Source organism: uncultured Formosa sp., assembly GCF_947500765.1.
In the GTDB taxonomy this organism is placed as follows: domain Bacteria; phylum Bacteroidota; class Bacteroidia; order Flavobacteriales; family Flavobacteriaceae; genus Formosa.
The window spans coordinates 16,477-35,581 of sequence record NZ_CANMTH010000005.1 but is presented as its reverse complement, the minus strand read 5'-3'; the positions used below and the strand labels follow the sequence as shown (position 1 = coordinate 35,581).

The window sequence follows — 19,105 nt, the reverse complement described above, 5'->3', positions numbered from 1 at the left end:
TAAACTGTGTATGCTAGATCCAGAAAAAAAAAAACGATTACAAAATATTTATGCACAACTTTATGAAGTTGCTAATGGCAATTTTTCATTTCAAATAGCGCGTACCAATCACAAAGATGAACTTGAAGCGCTTTCTGCATTAGTAAATCTGGTAACACAAGAGATAAAAGATTCCTTCTTACACGAAGGTTATATTAATTTCAGAAACACCTATTCACATACGACACAAACCATTTTAGTTTTAGATAAGCGTTTTAAAATTATTGAATGCCATGACTCCTTTAATTTTTTAGGGTATAAACCATCTGAATTTATAGGGGAGTCACTTGAACATCTGCTTACGAACGCATCAATAAAGAATTGGAGAATATTCAATCGCCAATACCGTACAAAAAAAACTATTAAATTATATTTTAAAACAAAACAGAACTTAATATTTAAAGCACAATGTTATTGTATTACATTCCATACTCATACTATACTTAAAGATTTGACTATATTAACCACTTTTGACTTAGTAAAATCGGATAATACGATTAAGCTAAACACCTTTAAAAATCAACCTAAGAATCAATCTCGTTCTAAACATATTTTGAGCGCGCAAGATATTGAAAACATAAGATTTGCAGGCACATTCATTATAGATCATTTAGAACAAGACTCACCTACACTTAAGGACATGTCGCACACCTTCGGTATTAATGAATTTAAACTAAAAAAAGGATTTAAACAGCTTTATGGTATGACCGTTTTTCAATTCCTAAAAACAGAACGATTAAAAAAAGGGCACATATTGGTTCAACATTCTACAATGTCATTTAAAGAAATAGCTAAAACTGTTGGATTTAAAACGGCGTCTCATTTTTCAAGGGAATTTTATAACCATTATAAATACCGACCAAAAACATTACGATTAAACTCTTAATATTACTCAGTATTCTTTACAAAAAGAATTCAATCCCTTACAGACCAATTTTAATCCGTTAGAGAACTTTTTCATTACGTAATTTTACTCCATTCATAATCAAACACATACAAACAACATGAAATGGATACAAAAACATACTTTACAAATTACCGAGTGCATCAGTATATCTTTTATCTTACTTTTTGTTTATGCTGCAGTAAGTAAACTGTTAGAGTATCATAAGTTTAGAGTGCAATTAATTCAATCTGACTTATTAGCGCCCTATGCTGATACATTGGTTTGGTTTATCCCATTACTAGAACTTACCCTTGCCCTATTGCTGCTCTTTCCAAAATATAGATTATACGTGTTTTATGGATGCTTTAGTTTAATGATAAGTTTCACCATTTATATTTGGTACTTACTAAACTATAGTGACCACGTGCCGTGTGCATGTGGAGGTATTATCAATACGTTAAGTTGGAATGAACACTTGGTATTTAACTTCATGTTTATAATCTTAGGAGGTATAGGTATTTGTTTCTCGTTAAAAAAATATCATAAAATAGACTACGTAGTTAGGGGAAGACCGAAAACCTAGAACAGAGTAGGTCATTAATTTTAAATTTAATTATTATGAAAACTAAAATTTTAAAATCAGTATTACCTGTTTTTGCTATGGTTTTAGCTGCAGGATTGGCGTTTGCAAATGACGCGAACACCTTTAGTGATCCAGATTATTATAACAATCCTTTAATTCCTGGAGTTCAAGTCATCACAAGCGGTGTGGATTGTCCAACTTCTGGAAAAAACCCTTGTCTATATAATGGATTTCAAGTGTATGATGATATGAATCTTACCGTTGAGAAACGATTTGATTAATATGTATTGTCTAGTAAATTAAAAAAACGAAAAGGTGTCAATTATGACACCTTTTCTATAGCTATTAATCAAGGAGTACACTTTAATTTATTTCATTTAATTGACGTAATAACAATTTCAAGTGTCCATAAGTTACTGGATTCGTTTTTTTGGTTATACATTTATTTATTTTTAATTTAAGCTGCAACAAACCCTTCATAAAAAGGCTTTTAGTATAATTTGTATAGGACGTATTTCCCGGTGCATTTAATTGTTCAAATTTTTGGTTTATTACAGTAATTAAGGCATCAACATATAGCTTTTGCAGTTCTTTTTTTCTTGTATTTATTTGTATAGTTTTATTGTCTAACTCCTCAAATAAAAGCGATTGAAATTGTTCTAAAAATACAGATGAGACACCTTCATATTCTACATAATATTGTTCTAAAAACTCGAACCGTTTAAAACGTCTTTGGTTTATAGCTTCCATCAATAATCGCATTTGAAAATCCATAAGCCTATCGGGATAGGTAGAATACTCAAATTTAGGCATAAACTCGGGATTAACCAACCACCCTGGAGGAGAAAAGGCTTGTTGGCAAAAAAAGTCTATTGCCTCATTCTGTATATTCAACATAATTGGCGAATAGATTTCTCCAATTTGGTTTCCTGATTTATAATAAATAGTATAACCTCCTATTAAAGATAACACTTGACGCATTTCTTTAAACCATAAATCCAAAGTCTTTTCATAAAGCCGCTCAATCACAGCATAATCTGGTTGACTTTTATTTATTGTGGGAAGTAATTCTAAAACTCGTTTCATATTTTTCAGTCCTAGTTTAGTACTCTGGATCGGATCATTACTCTCTACCACATCATCTGTAGACCCAGGTCCAATAAGTTCCGATTGTCCTTTATTATACCGATACCAAGCAACCGTATCCTGTACCCTAAGAATAGCTTCCAGTGCTGTTTTTTCTTCTTTAGGCGTCTGCGTATCAAGTGGCTTATATGCCCATCTTATGTTGTAAACATCTGTTGGACCAACTTTTTGAATCAAAAGATCCGGTGGAATACCATCTTCAGGTTGAGCAATATAATTATGTCTTGCATAAGTCATTATACTTGGGGTATGCCCCATCTCTTCTAACCAATCTTTATCTCGCATCTTTTCAAAGGGATACGCATACTCCCCGTAATGTGCATCCATTAAACCAAAAGCATGTCCAGATTCATGAGCAACAAGAGATTGTATCAATACCCCTAAAAGATCATCGGGTAAAGGGTATTGATGCGCCCGATCATCTAAAGGGGCACATCTTATGATATACTCATCCATAAGACTTTGGTATGATGAACCAATAGCTAAATTGGCCTTTAAAATTTCTCCAGATCTTAAGTCTGTTATTGTATAAGCTGATGACCCACTTTTATTTTCAAACCCCCTTAGGTTGCGCTTATTCCCCCATGTCACAATATTATGGTTTACACTATTAAAATCAACATTAGAATCTTTAGACATGTTTTCTTTTACTATAAGTGCATTTTTAAAACCTGCCGCTTCAAAGGCCGGTAACCATTCTAAAATACCAGCTTTCACATATGGCCTCCATGTCTTTGGTATGGCATTAGAAAGTAAAAATGTAATAGGTTTTACAGGATCACTAATAACACTATCCTTATATTTTTTCTCCAATCGCCATCTACCAATATTCGCTTTGGGCGTTTCAGCTTTATAATTTATGGGATTAAAATTCATAATATCTTCACTAAAAAAGCCCATCCGGTGATCAAATGCTCTTGATTTCATAGGTTTAGGCAATAAGAAAAGACTATAATCTACAATATCTCTCCAAGTGCTTTGATTACCTGAAGTTACTTGATTAACCTTAACAACCAGTTCATTTTCAAAAAAGGTGAACGTTTTTATAGAAGATTCCGATGTTATGATTTTTTGATTTTCCGATTTTGACCACCCTGTTAAAAGATCTTTTAAAAACAAATCATTCGCTTCAATCCATAAGGTGTTGGTATCACTTTTAGATTTTATAATTGGGAATGTTGCTATAATTTTATCAGATATCGAAGCATCACGCGCTGTTGGTATCCTGATTCCTGAAGTAGACATTATGGTTCCAGGGGATTCTAGATATAATTTATGTCCATATTGATTCCACAAAACATATTTATTCTCCAACCTAGCCCCATCCTGATGATTGACAAATAGCATCGGAAGATTTAAAAGTGTTTTAGGTATACCCAAATAAAGCACCTTACCTTCCAATCTGGCTTCAATAAAACCGCTGTTGGAACTATTAAATTGAACACCTGTATGTGCTATAATCCCATGCGCTTGAATATCGACATTACAAAACATTAAGTAATGCATTATGAACACTAAAAAATATAAATAAGATCTCATATTATTTTTTTAGTTATTATTAATAACCTGAATTTTGAGGAAATAAATTTAGATTAAGCTCGAGCTCAGATTCAGGAATAGGCCAAAGAACATTTGTAGGATTCCAATTCGGTTTCACTGATCCTAGAATAATCCCGGCTTTTCCTGTACGTTTTAAATCAAACCATCTATGGCCTTGTTCAGAAAACAATTCGACAAAACGTTCATGAAGTATTGCCTCTAATACAGCATCTTTTGAGGCTGCTGTTGTTCCTTCAAGTCCTGCCCTATTTCTAATGGTATTTAAATCACTTTGGGATCCAATAATATTTCCAAGTTGTGCTCTGGCTTCTGCTCGAATTAAATATTGTTCTGCCAACCTAAAAACAATAGAATACTCTAAGGACTCTTCTTCATTTAAGAGAGCCTTATATTTATAAGGAAAATATAATGTTGTTAAACCATTTGCACTTGAAAAACGTCCTACCCATTGTTCTAATCTTAAATCATCAGTTTCAAAGCTATGTAACAACACATTACTTAAGGCGTACGGATTCCCTGGAATAACCTGTATAATAAATGAATTTGCTTCATACGTGTTTCTAACATTTGAAGCATCTGGTTTGAATTGCCATATGGTTTCTTTAGATTCTTTTAAAAACACTTTACTTAAATCTGATTCTAATTCAAATTCATCAACTAACAATGAAGACGTAACTTCTGCCAGTTCCCAATTTTCAGTATACAAATACACTCTAGACAATAATGCATTTACAGTAGCCCGATTAGGTTTCACACGTTCATCTGTAAGCACTTTCGAATCCAATAAAATTACAGCAAGATTAAGATCTTCAATAATAAAATCATAGACGTCTTGTATTGGTGTACGAGAAATGGTATTGTTTGTTACATAGTCTGTAGAGGTTATAAAAGGAATATCACCATAAATATTAGTCAAAATAAAGTGCAGATAAGCTCTAATAAACAAGGCTTGCCCTTTATATAATGAAATTTCATCTGCATTTAGAGCTTTTGATTTGTTAACCCCTTCTATAATATCATTTGCAGCGTAAATAAGTGAATAGGCATTTGTCCAATAGGATAACACATTACTATTAATTGCAGTTACGCTATGGAGATAAAGCGATAAATCATTAGCATTCGATGCGTAATAGTCTAATTCATCTGCATATATCCCCATATCCGCACATATATCATAACTTACAATACCTTGTTCTCTCATATTATAATAAATATTTGCTAGGGCTGATTCGACAGTTGCAGCATCTTCAAATACAGTCTCAGAAACCAAGGTGTTTTTTGGAGGATCAACCTCAACAAAATCTGAACAAGAGGTCATACTACAAATTATAATAAAAACCAGTATATGACTGATTACAAGGAAAGCTGTATAGTATCTAAAAGATATATATTGTTTAGAAGATTTATTATTTCTCATAATATTATATTTAAATTTTAAAAATGGATTTGAGCCCCTAAAGCGATTTGTCTTAAAGGCGGTAAAATAATGTAAGAAGGCTGATCTGGATCTGGCCCTTTAAACTTTGTTAAAGTCCACAAGTTTTGACCTTGCACATACACATTTAATGCAAGTTTCTGAGTTAGAGCTTTGGGCACAGAATAGTTTAAAGTAATATTCCGTAATCTGATATATGAAGCATCAGATATCGTCCTGTTACTTAATCTATAGTTATCACGACTTGGAATTAAATTAAAATCAAAGCCAGAAGTAGCTATCATTAGTGGCGTTTGATTACCAGGCTCTTGCCATCTGTTTAAAAATGATACTGAGGCATTGTTCATTAAACCAGGAGCTGCTTGTTGTTTGAGCTCATTATAACTCTTTTGTTTTTTAAATTGAAAAAACACATCTAAAGACAGGTTTTTATAACTAAAGGTATTCCCTAAACCACCATAAAATTCAGGAGCTAAATCTTCAATCCATTGTCGATCTTCTAAGCTACTTATAGCACCATCATTATTATAATCTTCAAATTGATACATACCAGTATCAGGATCGACACCTAAAGCGTTGAAAAGCTTTTGAATTGTTATAGGTTGTCCAACAACATACTTAGAAGCAAACACAGAGTTTTCTAGATTGGGAAATTCCAATAACTTACTCTTAGGTAAAGACATATTAAATGAAGTAGTCCATTGAAAGTTTTCCCCTTGAATATTTTGAACATGCATATCAAACTCTAATCCTGTATTTTGAACAGTCGCATCAAAATTACCTGTAAGACTACTAAAACCAGTAGTTGCTGCCAATGGGATTCCTACCAACTGATTAGAAGACTGGTTTTGATACCAAGCCGTATTTAAAAGCATACGATTCTTAAAAAAACCTAACTCTAAACCTATCTCTAACTTATTATTGACTTCCCACCCAAAAAACGGATTAGAAATTCCTGATGGCTCTAACACCAATGTCCCATCATAATCATTACCTGTAACACTATAAGTACTTAAAAATTTATAATCACCAATATTGTCACTACCTGTCGTACCATAACTACCTCTAAGTTTTCCAAAGCTCAAGACAGCATTAGATTTTAAAACAGCTTCTTCTGTAAACAACCATGCTACACCAACTGCACCAAAATTACCAAACTGTTTCCCTGGCCCAAATCGGGATGACCCATCCCTCCTTCCTGTTAAATTTATAATGTACCTATCCTTTAATTTGAGATTTATACGACCAAAAAAGGCTTGATAGTTATATTCACTATTGCTTGAATTTCTAATTTCCAGTTCACTTGCTGCTGCAATATTATTTACAAGGCTATTGTTAGGAAAACCTGTGCCTTTAATTACCAACTGATCTGTTGTTTGGCTTTGAAACGTAGTCCCTATTAACACATCAAGATTAATATTCCCCCATTGCTTTACCCATTGTAATTGAGGTTCTATAATCCAAGAATCACGAGATGAATCATTAGTAGTTATAGAAGAATACCCTTCTGGAGTAAACCCAAAGCTTGGGTTTCTAGATGTATTTAGTAATAATTTGTATGATGCAATTTGATAATTATTATAACCTAAGTTCCCTAAAACTTTCAAACTAGGCAATACTAAATAAGACAAATTGATGTTTGTCATCAATGTATTTATTTCTGCATAGTAATCGTCATCTAAGACTGCCAATGGATTATCCCATGTATTGTTTTCCCAATTAAGTTCACCATCTTGTGTGTATAATTCAGGGGCATTCGGTGACAAACTATAAGCCATATTGGTTAAATCTGTGCGAGGCATTTGGTTGTGCTCTATAGCATAATTAGCACTCATATTAATCCTAAACCTTTCATTATTTGAAGAGTGATTTAGATTACTGTGAATCGAATATTTTTTATAATTAGCATCACCTGGGAACACTGTTGTTTCTTTTTGATATGCACCACTTATTAGAAATTGAGTCTGCTCACTACCTCCAGACACAGACAATTGAGCTGTGTTCCTAAACGCTGTACCTCCTATTAATTCCTTTTGCCAATTGGTGTAACGATCCTGATCCCAAGTTTTAAGGTCTGGCCATACAAAATCAAAAGCAGAACTTTCTAATAATGCCCCATAACCGTCATTGGTTACTGCTTCTCTTCTTAATTCTAAATATTCTGAGGTGTTCATTAAATCTAAAAAATGAGATACCTGCCCTAATGAACTCGTTAAATTCATTTTAAATTGTGTTGTTCCTGCCTCACCTCTTTTAGTAGTAATAAGTACAACCCCATTAGCTCCTCTAGCACCATAAATAGCAGTAGCATCCGCATCTTTTAAAACTTCAATACTGTCAATATCCGTTGGACTTAACGCATTTAAGGGGCTTATATTTCCATTATTGATTCCTGCGGATACCTCAGAAACTCCTAAAGATTCAGATCCAAAAGGCACACCATCTACAATATATAATGGCTCTGTACTTCCATTAATGAAATTTTTGCCTCGGATTTGTATATTATAACCACCTCCAGGAACCCCTGTATCTTGAATAATATCTACACCAGACATATACCCTTGCATGGCACCCAAAGGGTTATTTACAGGTTGTTTTTCAATAATTTTAGAATCGACTTTGGCAATATTTCCAGTGCGTTCCTTTTCGGATACGGCATAATAACCGGCATTAATATTAACAACATCTAACGCTGTAATATCGTCTTCTAAAGTAATGGTAAATTGCTTTTTTAGTCCGACTTCAATTTCAAGGGTTTTAAATCCAAGGAAACTGATTACAAGTATGTCTGATGGTTCTGCGGCGATTGAAAAAGCGCCATCCTCATTAGTATACGTTCCTTGTTGAGATGCTTTAATATGGATATTTACACCTAAAATAGGTATCCTATTACTATCTAAAATTTGTCCAGAAATCTTGTACTTCTGCTGTACTAAATTCACCTTTAAACTATTAGTTAAAGGAGAGCTCCAGATACTGAAGGATTTTAAAGCAATGGTTACACATAAGACATAAATTAGCGGTCCTACTACCTTGTTTACAAAGGTTTTTTTCATAATTTTGAATTGGTTTAATTGAACTTTGTTTTAATTGAATTTGCTCTCCTAATACTTTGCAAGGTGAATAGGAGGGCTCTTTTTTTATTGGCTATTTTTTTTGATAAGTTTATTTCATAGGCGTTTCTAATTATTATAACAAGATTTTAATATAACTGGGCAGTCTATCAATACATACAGCATACTTTCTTTGAATTTATAGCTACCCAGATATTGTTTAACTAATTCAAAATTTTAATTCATAGGCATTTATTTAAGTTAATACAAAGCACACCTTACCCACGTAAGGATTTTAGTTAATACTTAGGGACTATATTTTATGGCTGGATACCATAATTATGTAGAATCGTGAATTACAGGAAAAAGAAGTTTTCGTTTACCAGAATTGACTTAGATATTCAAAGTCAACCATGTTATATGCGTTACTCCTGTAATATAGGGTTGTGTCTATATCGGACACTTAGGTTTTTTAGGATAAAGGATAAAATATACAGTAAGCTCAATATTATATTGTGCTTTTGTAATCTTTAATCTTTTATATCCTTTTAACTTTTTCAATAGGCATTAATTAATAACCGATAATTTGCACATCATTAATAAAAAGATAAACCTATTAGAAGATGCTCACACCATTTAGATGTGAGCATTTCACTTATATTCTCGTTATAAAAAGTACCAGTTTCCAAAGACGAGATATAATGTATTCACTTCTTGTTTATTAAATTAAATAATTGCAAGTACTATAATATCAATGCAATATAATAAAATTATTCTTATTCGGACAATCGTCCGAGTCTTTTTTTCCATTATATGGTTAATTTGTTAATATGATGGATTTAGAAAGAAAAATATGTGAATATATTTCTAGTGAATGGATTGGAGATACTCAAGCAAAAACCCAATTTGCTTTAAATCATAATATAGATGAAAAAACTGTCAGAAGAATTTATTCTGATAAAACTTATAAAATTTCTTTATACACATTAAACAAAATTTGTGAAGCAAGAGGATTGAAATTGTCTGAATTCTTCATGAAGATTGGTAGATAGATTAATAAATTTTTAATATTTGAATTTATTATAGAATACACCTTATCTTAAAGAATCATTTGATTCGTTAGCCCTTTCCCAATCTAGTAACCAATATCCATAAACTTAAATGCTTTTACAAAAAAAGAAGAAGTTTCAACTTAACTTTAGCATTAAATATTGAAAAGAACTAGTTATAAAAAAGACTCTAGCTTTATAACAGACCTATTTTGATATCGCTTAGAAAAAATGAAACTTGAAAAGCCTACACGCGATCTTTCAAAATTAGGAAATCAATATAATTATTTAACATCGAAAGTGCCCCTTGTAAAAACCATTTACATAACAACGATTTAAACTCAATAACAAAAAGGGTCAAATTAAGATTCACTTCAAATTCAACCAGTACCGTGTACTTTTTAAAGCACCTGTTTTAGTTAGTATTCTTTTATTAAGTAAATCCTTTAAATCCCGCGTTGCTGTTGAAGATGATGTTTTTGCTATTCTGGTATAATTTTCAGCACTCAAACCTCCAATGAAACCGTGATGTCCAGCTGCAAATATGCGGTCGATGACTTTAAACTGACGCTCATTAATCTGGTTACCATAACGATCGAAAAACTTCGCTTTTTCAATAATGAAATCTATTAATTTTAAAGTATCCTTCTGAGCATCTAAGATGGTTTGAGCAAAGTAAACCAACCAATCCGTAATATCACAAGTTTTATTATTAGCTTCTAAAGCTTCATAATACGCTTTCTTATTCGCTTCAATCGTTTTAGATAAGGAGATTAACACTGGCTCTCCAATACTTATAGAAATGGACTTTTCTGCTAAAGCACGTGCGATCCGTCCGTTACCATCCTCAAAAGGGTGGATGCTTACAAAATATAAATGCACAATACCTGCTCTGACGAGAGACATTACATTATCGCTACTTTCACTATGTATGTTATGAAACCAATTTACAAATTGCTCCATTTGTTCATGCATCACTATAGAAGGTGGGGCCTCAAAATGCACCGTGGGTTTATCGAGTCTTCCTGAAACGACCTGCATCGGGTCTTCATGAGTTCGGTACCGTCCAATATCAACTAAATCTCTTCGACCATTGGTTAACATGATATGCCATTCAAACAATTGTTGATGTGTAAGCTCTACATTATAGTTTTTATAGAGATCGACCATCAACTCTGAAATTCCAAATTCTGCTGGAGGTACTTTTCGTTTATCTACACTCAAGCCTAGGTTTCTTTTTATTGACGATTGAATACTATCGCGATCTAAATACTCTCCTTCTATTTCAGACGTTTTAATTGCCTCACTTGACAAAACCTCAATTATAAACTGAGCGCGTTCACTATCTGCTACGTGCTTAAACGCACCTAGAACAGTTCCTATGTTTTTAGAAAATTGAATTTCTAAAGCTTTTAACTGATTCTCATTATAAGTAAAATTTGGCCATTCTTCCTTTTGCCAATTCCAAATCTTGCGTATCATGGGTTATATTTTACAGTTTTATAGCTCAAATATAAGCAATTTATGAGCTATAAAATAATCTTGATTAGCTCAATACGATTTTATAACATACTTATTTGATATGATAAGCCTACGATATTAACATGTTAAAAAACACTTTTCTAACGTCTGTTGAGATTAGAAGGCCTTCACTCAAACACTTCGAACATATATAAAGTTCATCACCCATTAATAAATCCTACCTCTCTGTAAACCTTTTCATAATTAAATTTTAATTGCTCTTCAGTTACATTTTCTGTACGATCAGGTAAGGCTTTTATAATACGTTGATACTTAAAGCGGACTTTTCTATCCTTACCATCAGCAAAAGCAATAAACTCACCTTGTTTCAGTCTAAAAAATATACTAGCACGACGTTTAGACACTTCGCGTTCCCCTTTTGTGATACGACTCTCCATACTTAAACCACTATTTTGGCTAACACTTCTTGTTGCCACTTTGATCATTTCGAAAAAATGTTCATAATATCTAGCCGTATCTGGATCGTTGACTTTTCCGAAAAATTGATAAGAGAGATTGGACAAAATTGCTTTACTCGCTTTATCTCCATAAAGGATATCATTTTGAATCTTATCCTGCATCACATAAATTGTTGACACATCAAAACTTCTTAAAGTGGCAGGTATACGTGGCATATTTAATAGTTTAATAGTAGGAGCTTCCTCCATCAAAACAAAGGAGGACCTTCTGTGTCGTTCACTCATCTGCTTCACAATAGTATGCATAATTGTCGCTATGATGGGTGCATATGCAGATTCGTATTTCGGATTATTTACTACAGATATAACTGAAGGATTACTATCGGAATTGATATCTAAAGGCACTTCATCTTCAGATAACACCATAAATATTTTGCGCGAGCTAATTTTTTTAAAAGCATTAGATAACGTACTCTTTATCCCCGCTGTTTGTTTTTCAGATTCTATACCGTTTATAAAAGCACTAGCCATACTTTTAGCCGTTAAATTTGTACTTAAAAAAGCAATTAGCCTCTTAGTCGTTAAGCTTTGAAACAACGCAATGATATGTGGCAACGTACATAGTTTCGGATAATCGGTTTTCATTTTCCAGATCATGCCTGCTAACAAACCTTCAACAGCATCATTAAAAAAGCGAGAAGTCGCATTGGTCTCACCATGTACCTCTAATAAATTTTCGATGAGTACCCGAGAAAGTTCATTCACACTTTCTTCGTTTGGCAGATATCTAGGTGATATGGGATTAACTTTATTATATATCGTATCAAAAGAGATCGTATAAAAGTTTAAACCTGACTGTGCTTTAAAAAGCGGATACGCTATTTCTGTAAGTTCAAAATGTTTATAATCGTGAATAACTCCACAAAAATTATATTTACTAAAATGCTGCAATAAATTATACACTACACTTTCCGTTTTACCACTACCTGCAGATCCGATAATGGAAACACCTCGTTTAATATTATCTATTTTAAAACGACCTGAGTTTAATTTAAAGAGAACCCTATACTTTTTATCTAAAGCTTTAGATTCTGATTTAAACAAACCTATATATAGTAGAATTAGCATCACTAGTACAGGTATAAGTACAAATAAAACGTTATGTGCGAGTGAGTTTATCATATAGAAATAGATCCGGAATTCAGCGCTCTTGTTATTCCCTGTTTCATTTTATTTATGGTTTTAAGTACCAATTGAGTCTGACTAGTTGGAATATTCATTATTGGCATAGGCACCTCTGATTGAGATAATATTTTAAAAGCTATAGCTTTCTCACTATTTGGTAACCCCATTAAAGTAGCATAATAGCGCTGTGCATTTGTAGATAGTAATTTCCTAGAATAATATTTTTCTACAAAATTACGATCATATTTAAATTGTCTATCAAAACGCTTTTCTGCCTGTCCAAAAAACTGGTCCCGATCAAATCCACGTTTTACGGTCTTACCATTAAATTTCACTTCGGAAGATTTATATTTACTTCCTGGAGACAGGCTGTAACGATTAGATTGATCCTTCCTGCTTACAATAATATGAATATGAGACTGCCCCCCTTTTTTAGCCATACCCTGAGTAATCATCTCTCCATTCATTTTATGAGGTGCCTCTCGCTCTATTTTTTTAATTTTCTTATAGGTCTTTTTAATATTTCCTGGCATTTGTCCACTTTTAATTTTTTGTATATCATTATTAAGCTTTACAATTTTCTTGTAGTATGGTCCGTTCTGTTTGATAGCCTTATCAGTACCTTTATACGTCCTTTCATGTTCTATTTTAGCATAATATTTAATATCCTGAATATTTACTGGTCTTCCTTCTATTTCACGATTAAATGCTTTAGCATAATCTTCCATAATCGATTTGGTATACATTTTCAATTTTTCGGTATCATTCTGAATATGCCTTAATTCCGATTTACTAGGATTTATTGTTATGGAATAAAATCGAGGTTCATTTTTCTTCAGTTTGGATGTATTCCCATCAATATCTTTTATAACATCTTTAGCTACAAATTCATCACCTTGTTGATTGAAAAAATATTCCGTTTCATCTAGTGGTTTATTCTCATTCTCTTTTTCTAAATAAGCCACAAAATCAGCAGCGGAACTACTATAACTCTCACCGAGTTTCTGCGCGGTTATTGTTATGTACATGATTAATATTGTATTTAATGCGTTCTATATCTTTTTTGTTTAAATTGAGTCGATAATACCCTACCCCAAAATTATTCCTTACATACTTCAATTTTTTAAGCATTAATTGGGTGTCCGATTTGAGATTCTGATAGTGTTTCTGACTGTCCTTATACTGCTTTTGATAATACTCTAACTCCTCATTTTCTGTAATAAGCTCCTGAGGTTTAAATTCCATTTGATCTTCATTTTCTTGTTGTGCACTAACTTCAAATAACCGTTTAATTAAGAAAGCTGTCGGCTCTGTTTGCTGTTTCTCAATTGATTTTATAATGGCTATTAGGGCATTAAAACGTTTTTTTATTTGGAACTTTAAACTCGTAATAGTTTCTCCAAAACGTTCAGAAGGACTAATCTCATTTGTCTCAAAAAATAAAATCATATCTAGCAAACTAAGCGATTGTGACTTTCCATAATGCTTACAGAATCGTCTAAACTTCTTAGCGACTGAAGTCTTTATTCTTAATCCATCAAATCCTTCTTTTTCGTATCCTTTATCCATTTTTTCATAAAAAATTTATTGCTTTTACTAGGCTGAGGCGCTTTTTTCATAAAAAACACTGCCTATGACTTAAACACAAATCACACGAATCCCTATAAACAAAGGGATTACAAATAAATTACCCCCCATAACATCGCGCAGCGTGTTACCCTCTTGCTATTCGATTTCGTCCCGCAGGGACAAAATTTTCATACACTTTTAACTCTCAAAATAATTGAGATCTTACACCGTATGCGTTTGTCTCAAGGTATTATATTATGAAGAAAACCAAAAAACTAGATTGTTCTCTATTACACTGATTTAAAATTAAACCTTATGAATTTTCAAAATCTATACAATTTGAAATGCAATTTAGATATACCTTATAAAAAATCATGACGTAAAAAAACCTCTGGAGAAACCAGAGGCTTTAATAGTATAATACTCAAATTAAAAATTATAAGATACCATTATCTGCAAAACTAAAATACGCTCCATTTGGAACAATAATTATATGATCCAATACTTTAACATCAAGAAATATAGAAGCCTCTTTAATTTTACAGGTAATCTGTTTATCTGCCTCACTAGGTATTAATTTACTACTTGGGTGATTGTGACATAAAATAATGGCAGGACTCACCGATTTTAAGACAATTGCAAAAAGTATTCGAATATCTACCAAAGTCCCTGTTATTCCTCCTGATGAAAGTTCATAGACTCCTTTAACTTTATTAGAATTATTTAAAAGAAGAATTTTAAAAGATTCATGCAAACCTATAGTATCCTTATCCCAATTATCATATAATATATTGCAAGCATCTTGTGAACAACTGATTGATAAAGAAGATTTTAATTTCTCTTTATAACGTACCTGAATTTCATTAACTTTGCTTTTCATGTGTTTGGATTTAAAAATTTAAACGTTAATTGAAAAAAAGGGTGCTAAAATAAAGGGAGCACCCTTTTATTTTAAATTAGGCTCCTAAAAGAAGGATTTCACTAATCGTAATTTCTGTAACGTACCGTTTTACGCCGTCTTTGTCCTCATAACTTCTTGAAGATAATTTCCCCTCAATAGCTAGTTCTCTTCCTGTAAACACATATTCCTCAATAATATCGGCTTTTTTACCCCAAGCAATTAAATTATGCCAGCTGGTGTTGGTATGCTTTTCGCCTTTCTTATTACTGTAATGTTCATTAGTTGCCAATGATATACGGGCTAACTTTTTTCCGTCTTCTAAAATGGTAATACTTGGTTCTTGTCCTACATTACCAATTAACTGTACTCTGTTTTTAATTGTACTCATGATTGAAAAATTTAAAAGGTTAATAAATACCCCTTAGTTTTTAAGTTTTAATGTGATGTAAATTTTAAGGGGTGCTTTGTATACTTCTCTCTAAAAGAGAACCATGTTTGAGGTAGGTTTTGTCAAGACTTTTAGTGAAAGTTCAGGAGTGTCTGCGACGTCGTAAAATCCTTGGATTTTCAAGGCTGTAGAAACCTTAAGTTTTGCTAAAATTTACTTGGTCTTGACAAGTTCTACTATAGCCTTAGCCCTTCTTTTGAAATATTCAATACCACATGTATACGGAAAGTTAAGCATGAGGTATTTAATATTTCGAATTAGAAGGGGCTTTGACTATGCCTGGTTTTTGCTGTACCAAAAACCAATGAAGGCCTCAAACATTATAAACCCCTTAAAATGATTTGACAAGACCTGAATTTTTAAGATGGATCGCGGAAAGCCCCGAGAAGGCTTTTTCGATACAGCAGTTAAGAAAATTTAGGAGTTGGCTTTCCTTATTCTTTTTTTAATCAAATCTAGAATACCATTATGATTAAGCGAAGTCTATGCCTTATATTAAGAAAAGACATATACCATTACGCCTAGTGGTAACCGTTATTTTAACTATAAACCTATAACAAAGTTCATTGAACTAGCGATAAATAACGAGTGTATAATACAAACAACTTGGATAATTTGAACATCCTAAAAAAATGTTATTTCTTTTTAGGTTAACCCTTACAATTAGTTTTGTTTTACCATTTCCAGAAGTCATTAAATATTGATTATCCGTTAACAATTCCTCAGAAAACATAGAACCTTTATCTAGTACAAATAAAATAATTTCAATTTTAGTACGTGTTAACGTCATAAAACAAATGTCTTTATTTTGCAAACATATTCTCTTCATTGTCAATAAGTAGTCTGGATAAAACGGGATCGTCGGCTATTTTATTCGGAAGACTAGCAAATGATTGTTAAGGTTCAGGATGATAACATTATCAGCTTCCATACCCTTTGACTCGTGTATCGTTAAGAATTTCATATCTACACCCTAGAAACCTTCAGTCTCTAAACTATCTTTATATTTTTCGTGTTTTATTCTATCATTTCACGATAATTTTAACAAATCATTAACATCAACCCCATGTCTTCCTAGCACTAGAATAGATTTACTACCATATGTACTTTCGATAAATAATTCTTCATAATCTACAACATGCTTTTTAAAATTACTAAATAATGATATATCCCTTCCGGCGAATCTGTAAATAAATTCCAGACATCACTCTCACATATTAATCTCGCATTTGACAACTTACGTATTTCTTGAAACGAGAAATTAATATTTCTTGGTATTCGTCAATAATTATATCGATTAAAATAATGTATTGAATTCGGGATAATTGAAACTAAGTATATCCTTGACCTGCGCTAATGTTGTATCTGTTGCTAACCAATTTCTAGTTTGCTCTTCATCCAGAAGTAATGGTTGTCTCTTTTTTTTATTGTGAATTTTAGCAAATAAAGGAGAAGCTTCCTTTGTTAAGATTGTAAATGTTATAAATGTATCTATCACACTATATAATCCAGCAAGGGCCATGGGAGAATCATCTTCATTTTTAAAATGATACGGATACTTTTTCCCTTTATATTCATGTGGTTCAAAAAAACCTGATACTGGAATTATGCAACGTTTTTCCAATATCGCGTTTTTATAGACGAAATGTTGAAACGCTTTTTCGGAACGTGCATTTAAACCGCCTCCAAATTTTACTGCTTCTTTATAATAACTTGTAATCTCGTCTTTATTCTTATTTTCAGGGACGATACCCCACACACCTGGGGCCAATACCTCTGATTTTTGTTGAGGAATCACTAACATATTTGGATGTGCAAAACCGTTTAGATGATATTGTGATTTGTCGAAATAATCTACTAAAGCTGCATCACTTATTTTAACACCAAATCTTTTTTCTAAGGTCTTAACTTTTTTAGTTTGTGAGGTGTGGAAACACATGTTTATTAGTATTTAGTAAAATTACTTTTTTTTAGTGTTCTTTGAAAGTTTACTGATATGATTGAAAAGTTATTGTTAGTCATTTTAATTCTTTTTATATTGAAGTCTATAAATTTTTAAATCAATTTTAAATGGCAAAATTTGAAGTGTACTCTGATAAAAGTGAAAGTTACCGATTTAGATTGGTAGCTGGTAATGGACAGAATATTTTAGCTAGCCAGGGGTATTCTAGTAAAGCAAATTGCTTGAATGGTGTGGAATCTGTTAAAACAAACTCACAGGATGATAGTAAATATGAACGTTTAAAATCGACTAGTGGACAAGATTATTTTAACATTAAAGCTACTAACGGACAAGTTATAGGAACGAGTCAGATGTATGCCTCTACATCAGGAATGGAAAATGGTATCGCTTCTGTTAAAACGAATGCCCCTGATGCTCCTATTGTTGAGGTATAAGGCGTTTACCATCTAATATAATTTTAAAACCTTCCATTTTGGAAGGTTTTTTGTTTAATACTATTACTTTTTTACTTTAAGCCAGTTAGATTTGTAATAGGGTTTAAAATGAAACCTTTTTTTTATTTGATGTAAAACGTGGTTGAGGCTGTTATTTACTTTTTTTCATTGCCAAAAAAAAGTAACAACCCTTCGACTTAGCTCAGGACAAGCAAGTCTAAGCTGCTAAATAAAAGCACTATCTCTTTTTATAAAACCTAACTGCAGCCAGGTGATTTCCTCGTCTACTCGGAACTTCCCGGTCTTATTACAATTTCTATTACTTTTATTTTGAGGTCTTCTTCAAGATTGAGATTTATCTCTTTTGTTGTATCATGATTCTTTCTTTTGTTTGATTCTGATCCTTTGACTTCGCGTATGATGAATCAAGCAGGTAATCCAGAAGGCGCGAGCCGACTGCGAGCGGCACTTGGGTGGTTTGGGGATTAAGCACGTTGCCATAGCATAAGTGCGCCCCATAGCTATGTTTACACGAGCTGGCGCCGTTTTTGCTTTTATTTTTTTACCTTTCATTTGATGTTCAAGATAAGTGCCTGTATTGGCATAACGTGTTGTCCGGGACGGCAACGCATCTTGTAAATACAGGCTCTTACTTACTAGGGGTTTAGGTTGATGGCATCGCAACATTATTCATTGTACATTATGCTTTATTTATGCCATTGTACTAAAGCCCTTTATGTAGACACGTTATCATGATTATAATAGCAAAAACTGTGACAGCTGTACGCCCAAAACCTTTGTTCCAATTTTAGTCAATTTTTAATCCAGATTATATACACTTAAGGATTATACGGAGTTTGAATGATTGTGTTTTGGGTGGCGCCCATTGTGCCCCGCAGGCTCGCATCGCAAGA

At 32.6% G+C, this 19,105-nt stretch carries 15 protein-coding genes; 5 read left to right on the top strand and 10 right to left on the bottom strand.

Features of this window, described 5'->3' with window-relative positions:
• The first annotated feature begins 10 nt into the window (after positions 1 to 10).
• The 3 genes from Q1B05_RS10760 to Q1B05_RS10750 all read left to right on the top strand — a co-directional run bounded on the left by Q1B05_RS10760 (position 11) and on the right by Q1B05_RS10750 (position 1,789).
• Positions 11 to 925: an AraC family transcriptional regulator gene (locus tag Q1B05_RS10760; RefSeq protein ID WP_299780525.1), complete on the top strand. Its 915-nt coding sequence runs from the start codon at positions 11 to 13 to the stop codon at positions 923 to 925.
• A 118-nt stretch (positions 926 to 1,043) separates the two neighbouring features.
• A complete protein-coding gene (locus tag Q1B05_RS10755; protein WP_299780523.1) occupies positions 1,044 to 1,508 on the top strand; it encodes a MauE/DoxX family redox-associated membrane protein in 465 nt (154 codons plus the stop codon).
• Between the two features lie 35 nt (positions 1,509 to 1,543).
• Entirely contained in the window at positions 1,544 to 1,789 is a 246-nt protein-coding gene (locus Q1B05_RS10750) for a DUF6520 family protein (RefSeq protein ID WP_299780521.1), read from the top strand.
• Between the two features lie 82 nt (positions 1,790 to 1,871).
• Here Q1B05_RS10750 and Q1B05_RS10745 read toward each other — a convergent pair whose 3' ends face one another.
• The 3 genes from Q1B05_RS10745 to Q1B05_RS10735 are packed head-to-tail and all read right to left on the bottom strand — an operon-like array spanning position 1,872 to position 8,705.
• Positions 1,872 to 4,193: a zinc-dependent metalloprotease gene (locus Q1B05_RS10745; protein ID WP_299780519.1), complete on the bottom strand. Its 2,322-nt coding sequence runs from the start codon at positions 4,191 to 4,193 to the stop codon at positions 1,872 to 1,874.
• 19 nt (positions 4,194 to 4,212) lie between these two features.
• Positions 4,213 to 5,631, bottom strand: a complete 1,419-nt coding sequence (locus Q1B05_RS10740; RefSeq protein ID WP_299780516.1) for a RagB/SusD family nutrient uptake outer membrane protein — start codon at positions 5,629 to 5,631, stop codon at positions 4,213 to 4,215.
• A gap of 17 nt (positions 5,632 to 5,648) precedes the next feature.
• The gene (locus Q1B05_RS10735; RefSeq protein ID WP_299780514.1) at positions 5,649 to 8,705 is read right to left on the bottom strand and encodes a SusC/RagA family TonB-linked outer membrane protein; all 3,057 of its coding nucleotides are present in this window, start codon (positions 8,703 to 8,705) and stop codon (positions 5,649 to 5,651) included.
• 827 nt (positions 8,706 to 9,532) lie between these two features.
• On the opposite strand from Q1B05_RS10735, the gene Q1B05_RS10730 reads away from it, so the two are divergent.
• Positions 9,533 to 9,754: a helix-turn-helix domain-containing protein gene (locus tag Q1B05_RS10730; RefSeq protein ID WP_299780512.1), complete on the top strand. Its 222-nt coding sequence runs from the start codon at positions 9,533 to 9,535 to the stop codon at positions 9,752 to 9,754.
• A gap of 366 nt (positions 9,755 to 10,120) precedes the next feature.
• On the opposite strand, the gene Q1B05_RS10725 is transcribed toward Q1B05_RS10730, so the two are convergent.
• From Q1B05_RS10725 to Q1B05_RS10695, 7 genes are all read right to left on the bottom strand, one after another.
• The gene (locus tag Q1B05_RS10725) at positions 10,121 to 11,233 is read right to left on the bottom strand and encodes a Fic family protein (RefSeq protein WP_299780511.1); all 1,113 of its coding nucleotides are present in this window, start codon (positions 11,231 to 11,233) and stop codon (positions 10,121 to 10,123) included.
• 200 nt (positions 11,234 to 11,433) lie between these two features.
• Positions 11,434 to 12,873, bottom strand: coding sequence for a type IV secretion system DNA-binding domain-containing protein (locus Q1B05_RS10720; RefSeq protein ID WP_299780510.1), 1,440 nt, complete (start codon positions 12,871 to 12,873; stop codon positions 11,434 to 11,436).
• Positions 12,870 to 13,904 (bottom strand): MobB family relaxase, encoded by a 1,035-nt coding sequence (mobB, locus tag Q1B05_RS10715; protein WP_299780507.1) that lies wholly within the window; start codon positions 13,902 to 13,904, stop codon positions 12,870 to 12,872. Before mobB ends, Q1B05_RS10720 begins: the two co-directional genes overlap by 4 nt.
• Positions 13,870 to 14,445 carry a BfmA/BtgA family mobilization protein gene (locus tag Q1B05_RS10710; protein WP_299780505.1) on the bottom strand — a complete coding sequence of 192 codons (576 nt, stop codon included), beginning with the start codon at positions 14,443 to 14,445 and terminating at the stop codon, positions 13,870 to 13,872. The genes mobB and Q1B05_RS10710 overlap by 35 nt, the downstream gene beginning before the upstream one ends.
• A 436-nt stretch (positions 14,446 to 14,881) precedes the next feature.
• On the bottom strand, positions 14,882 to 15,325 hold the full coding sequence (locus tag Q1B05_RS10705) for a JAB domain-containing protein (protein WP_299780503.1): 444 nt from the start codon (positions 15,323 to 15,325) through the stop codon (positions 14,882 to 14,884).
• Between the two features lie 76 nt (positions 15,326 to 15,401).
• Positions 15,402 to 15,734: a single-stranded DNA-binding protein gene (gene ssb / locus Q1B05_RS10700; protein WP_066219090.1), complete on the bottom strand. Its 333-nt coding sequence runs from the start codon at positions 15,732 to 15,734 to the stop codon at positions 15,402 to 15,404.
• A 1,357-nt stretch (positions 15,735 to 17,091) separates the two neighbouring features.
• On the bottom strand, positions 17,092 to 17,733 hold the full coding sequence (locus Q1B05_RS10695) for an SOS response-associated peptidase family protein (protein ID WP_299780496.1): 642 nt from the start codon (positions 17,731 to 17,733) through the stop codon (positions 17,092 to 17,094).
• 131 nt (positions 17,734 to 17,864) lie between these two features.
• Between Q1B05_RS10695 and Q1B05_RS10690 the strand changes: the two genes are divergently transcribed.
• Positions 17,865 to 18,191, top strand: coding sequence for a YegP family protein (locus Q1B05_RS10690; RefSeq protein WP_299780494.1), 327 nt, complete (start codon positions 17,865 to 17,867; stop codon positions 18,189 to 18,191).
• The last annotated feature ends 914 nt before the right edge of the window (positions 18,192 to 19,105 follow it).

What these genes read in the sequence shown, in the direction of transcription:
- Q1B05_RS10760 (WP_299780525.1), top strand. Translation starts at nt 11, where the DNA reads ATGCTAGATCCAGAAAAAAAAAAACGATTACAAAATATTTATGCACAA.
- Q1B05_RS10755 (WP_299780523.1), top strand. Translation starts at nt 1,044, where the DNA reads ATGAAATGGATACAAAAACATACTTTACAAATTACCGAGTGCATCAGT.
- Q1B05_RS10750 (WP_299780521.1), top strand. Translation starts at nt 1,544, where the DNA reads ATGAAAACTAAAATTTTAAAATCAGTATTACCTGTTTTTGCTATGGTT.
- Q1B05_RS10745 (WP_299780519.1), bottom strand. Translation starts at nt 4,193, where the DNA reads ATGAGATCTTATTTATATTTTTTAGTGTTCATAATGCATTACTTAATG.
- Q1B05_RS10740 (WP_299780516.1), bottom strand. Translation starts at nt 5,631, where the DNA reads ATGAGAAATAATAAATCTTCTAAACAATATATATCTTTTAGATACTAT.
- Q1B05_RS10735 (WP_299780514.1), bottom strand. Translation starts at nt 8,705, where the DNA reads ATGAAAAAAACCTTTGTAAACAAGGTAGTAGGACCGCTAATTTATGTC.
- Q1B05_RS10730 (WP_299780512.1), top strand. Translation starts at nt 9,533, where the DNA reads ATGATGGATTTAGAAAGAAAAATATGTGAATATATTTCTAGTGAATGG.
- Q1B05_RS10725 (WP_299780511.1), bottom strand. Translation starts at nt 11,233, where the DNA reads ATGATACGCAAGATTTGGAATTGGCAAAAGGAAGAATGGCCAAATTTT.
- Q1B05_RS10720 (WP_299780510.1), bottom strand. Translation starts at nt 12,873, where the DNA reads ATGATAAACTCACTCGCACATAACGTTTTATTTGTACTTATACCTGTA.
- mobB (WP_299780507.1), bottom strand. Translation starts at nt 13,904, where the DNA reads ATGTACATAACAATAACCGCGCAGAAACTCGGTGAGAGTTATAGTAGT.
- Q1B05_RS10710 (WP_299780505.1), bottom strand. Translation starts at nt 14,445, where the DNA reads ATGGATAAAGGATACGAAAAAGAAGGATTTGATGGATTAAGAATAAAG.
- Q1B05_RS10705 (WP_299780503.1), bottom strand. Translation starts at nt 15,325, where the DNA reads ATGAAAAGCAAAGTTAATGAAATTCAGGTACGTTATAAAGAGAAATTA.
- ssb (WP_066219090.1), bottom strand. Translation starts at nt 15,734, where the DNA reads ATGAGTACAATTAAAAACAGAGTACAGTTAATTGGTAATGTAGGACAA.
- Q1B05_RS10695 (WP_299780496.1), bottom strand. Translation starts at nt 17,733, where the DNA reads ATGTGTTTCCACACCTCACAAACTAAAAAAGTTAAGACCTTAGAAAAA.
- Q1B05_RS10690 (WP_299780494.1), top strand. Translation starts at nt 17,865, where the DNA reads ATGGCAAAATTTGAAGTGTACTCTGATAAAAGTGAAAGTTACCGATTT.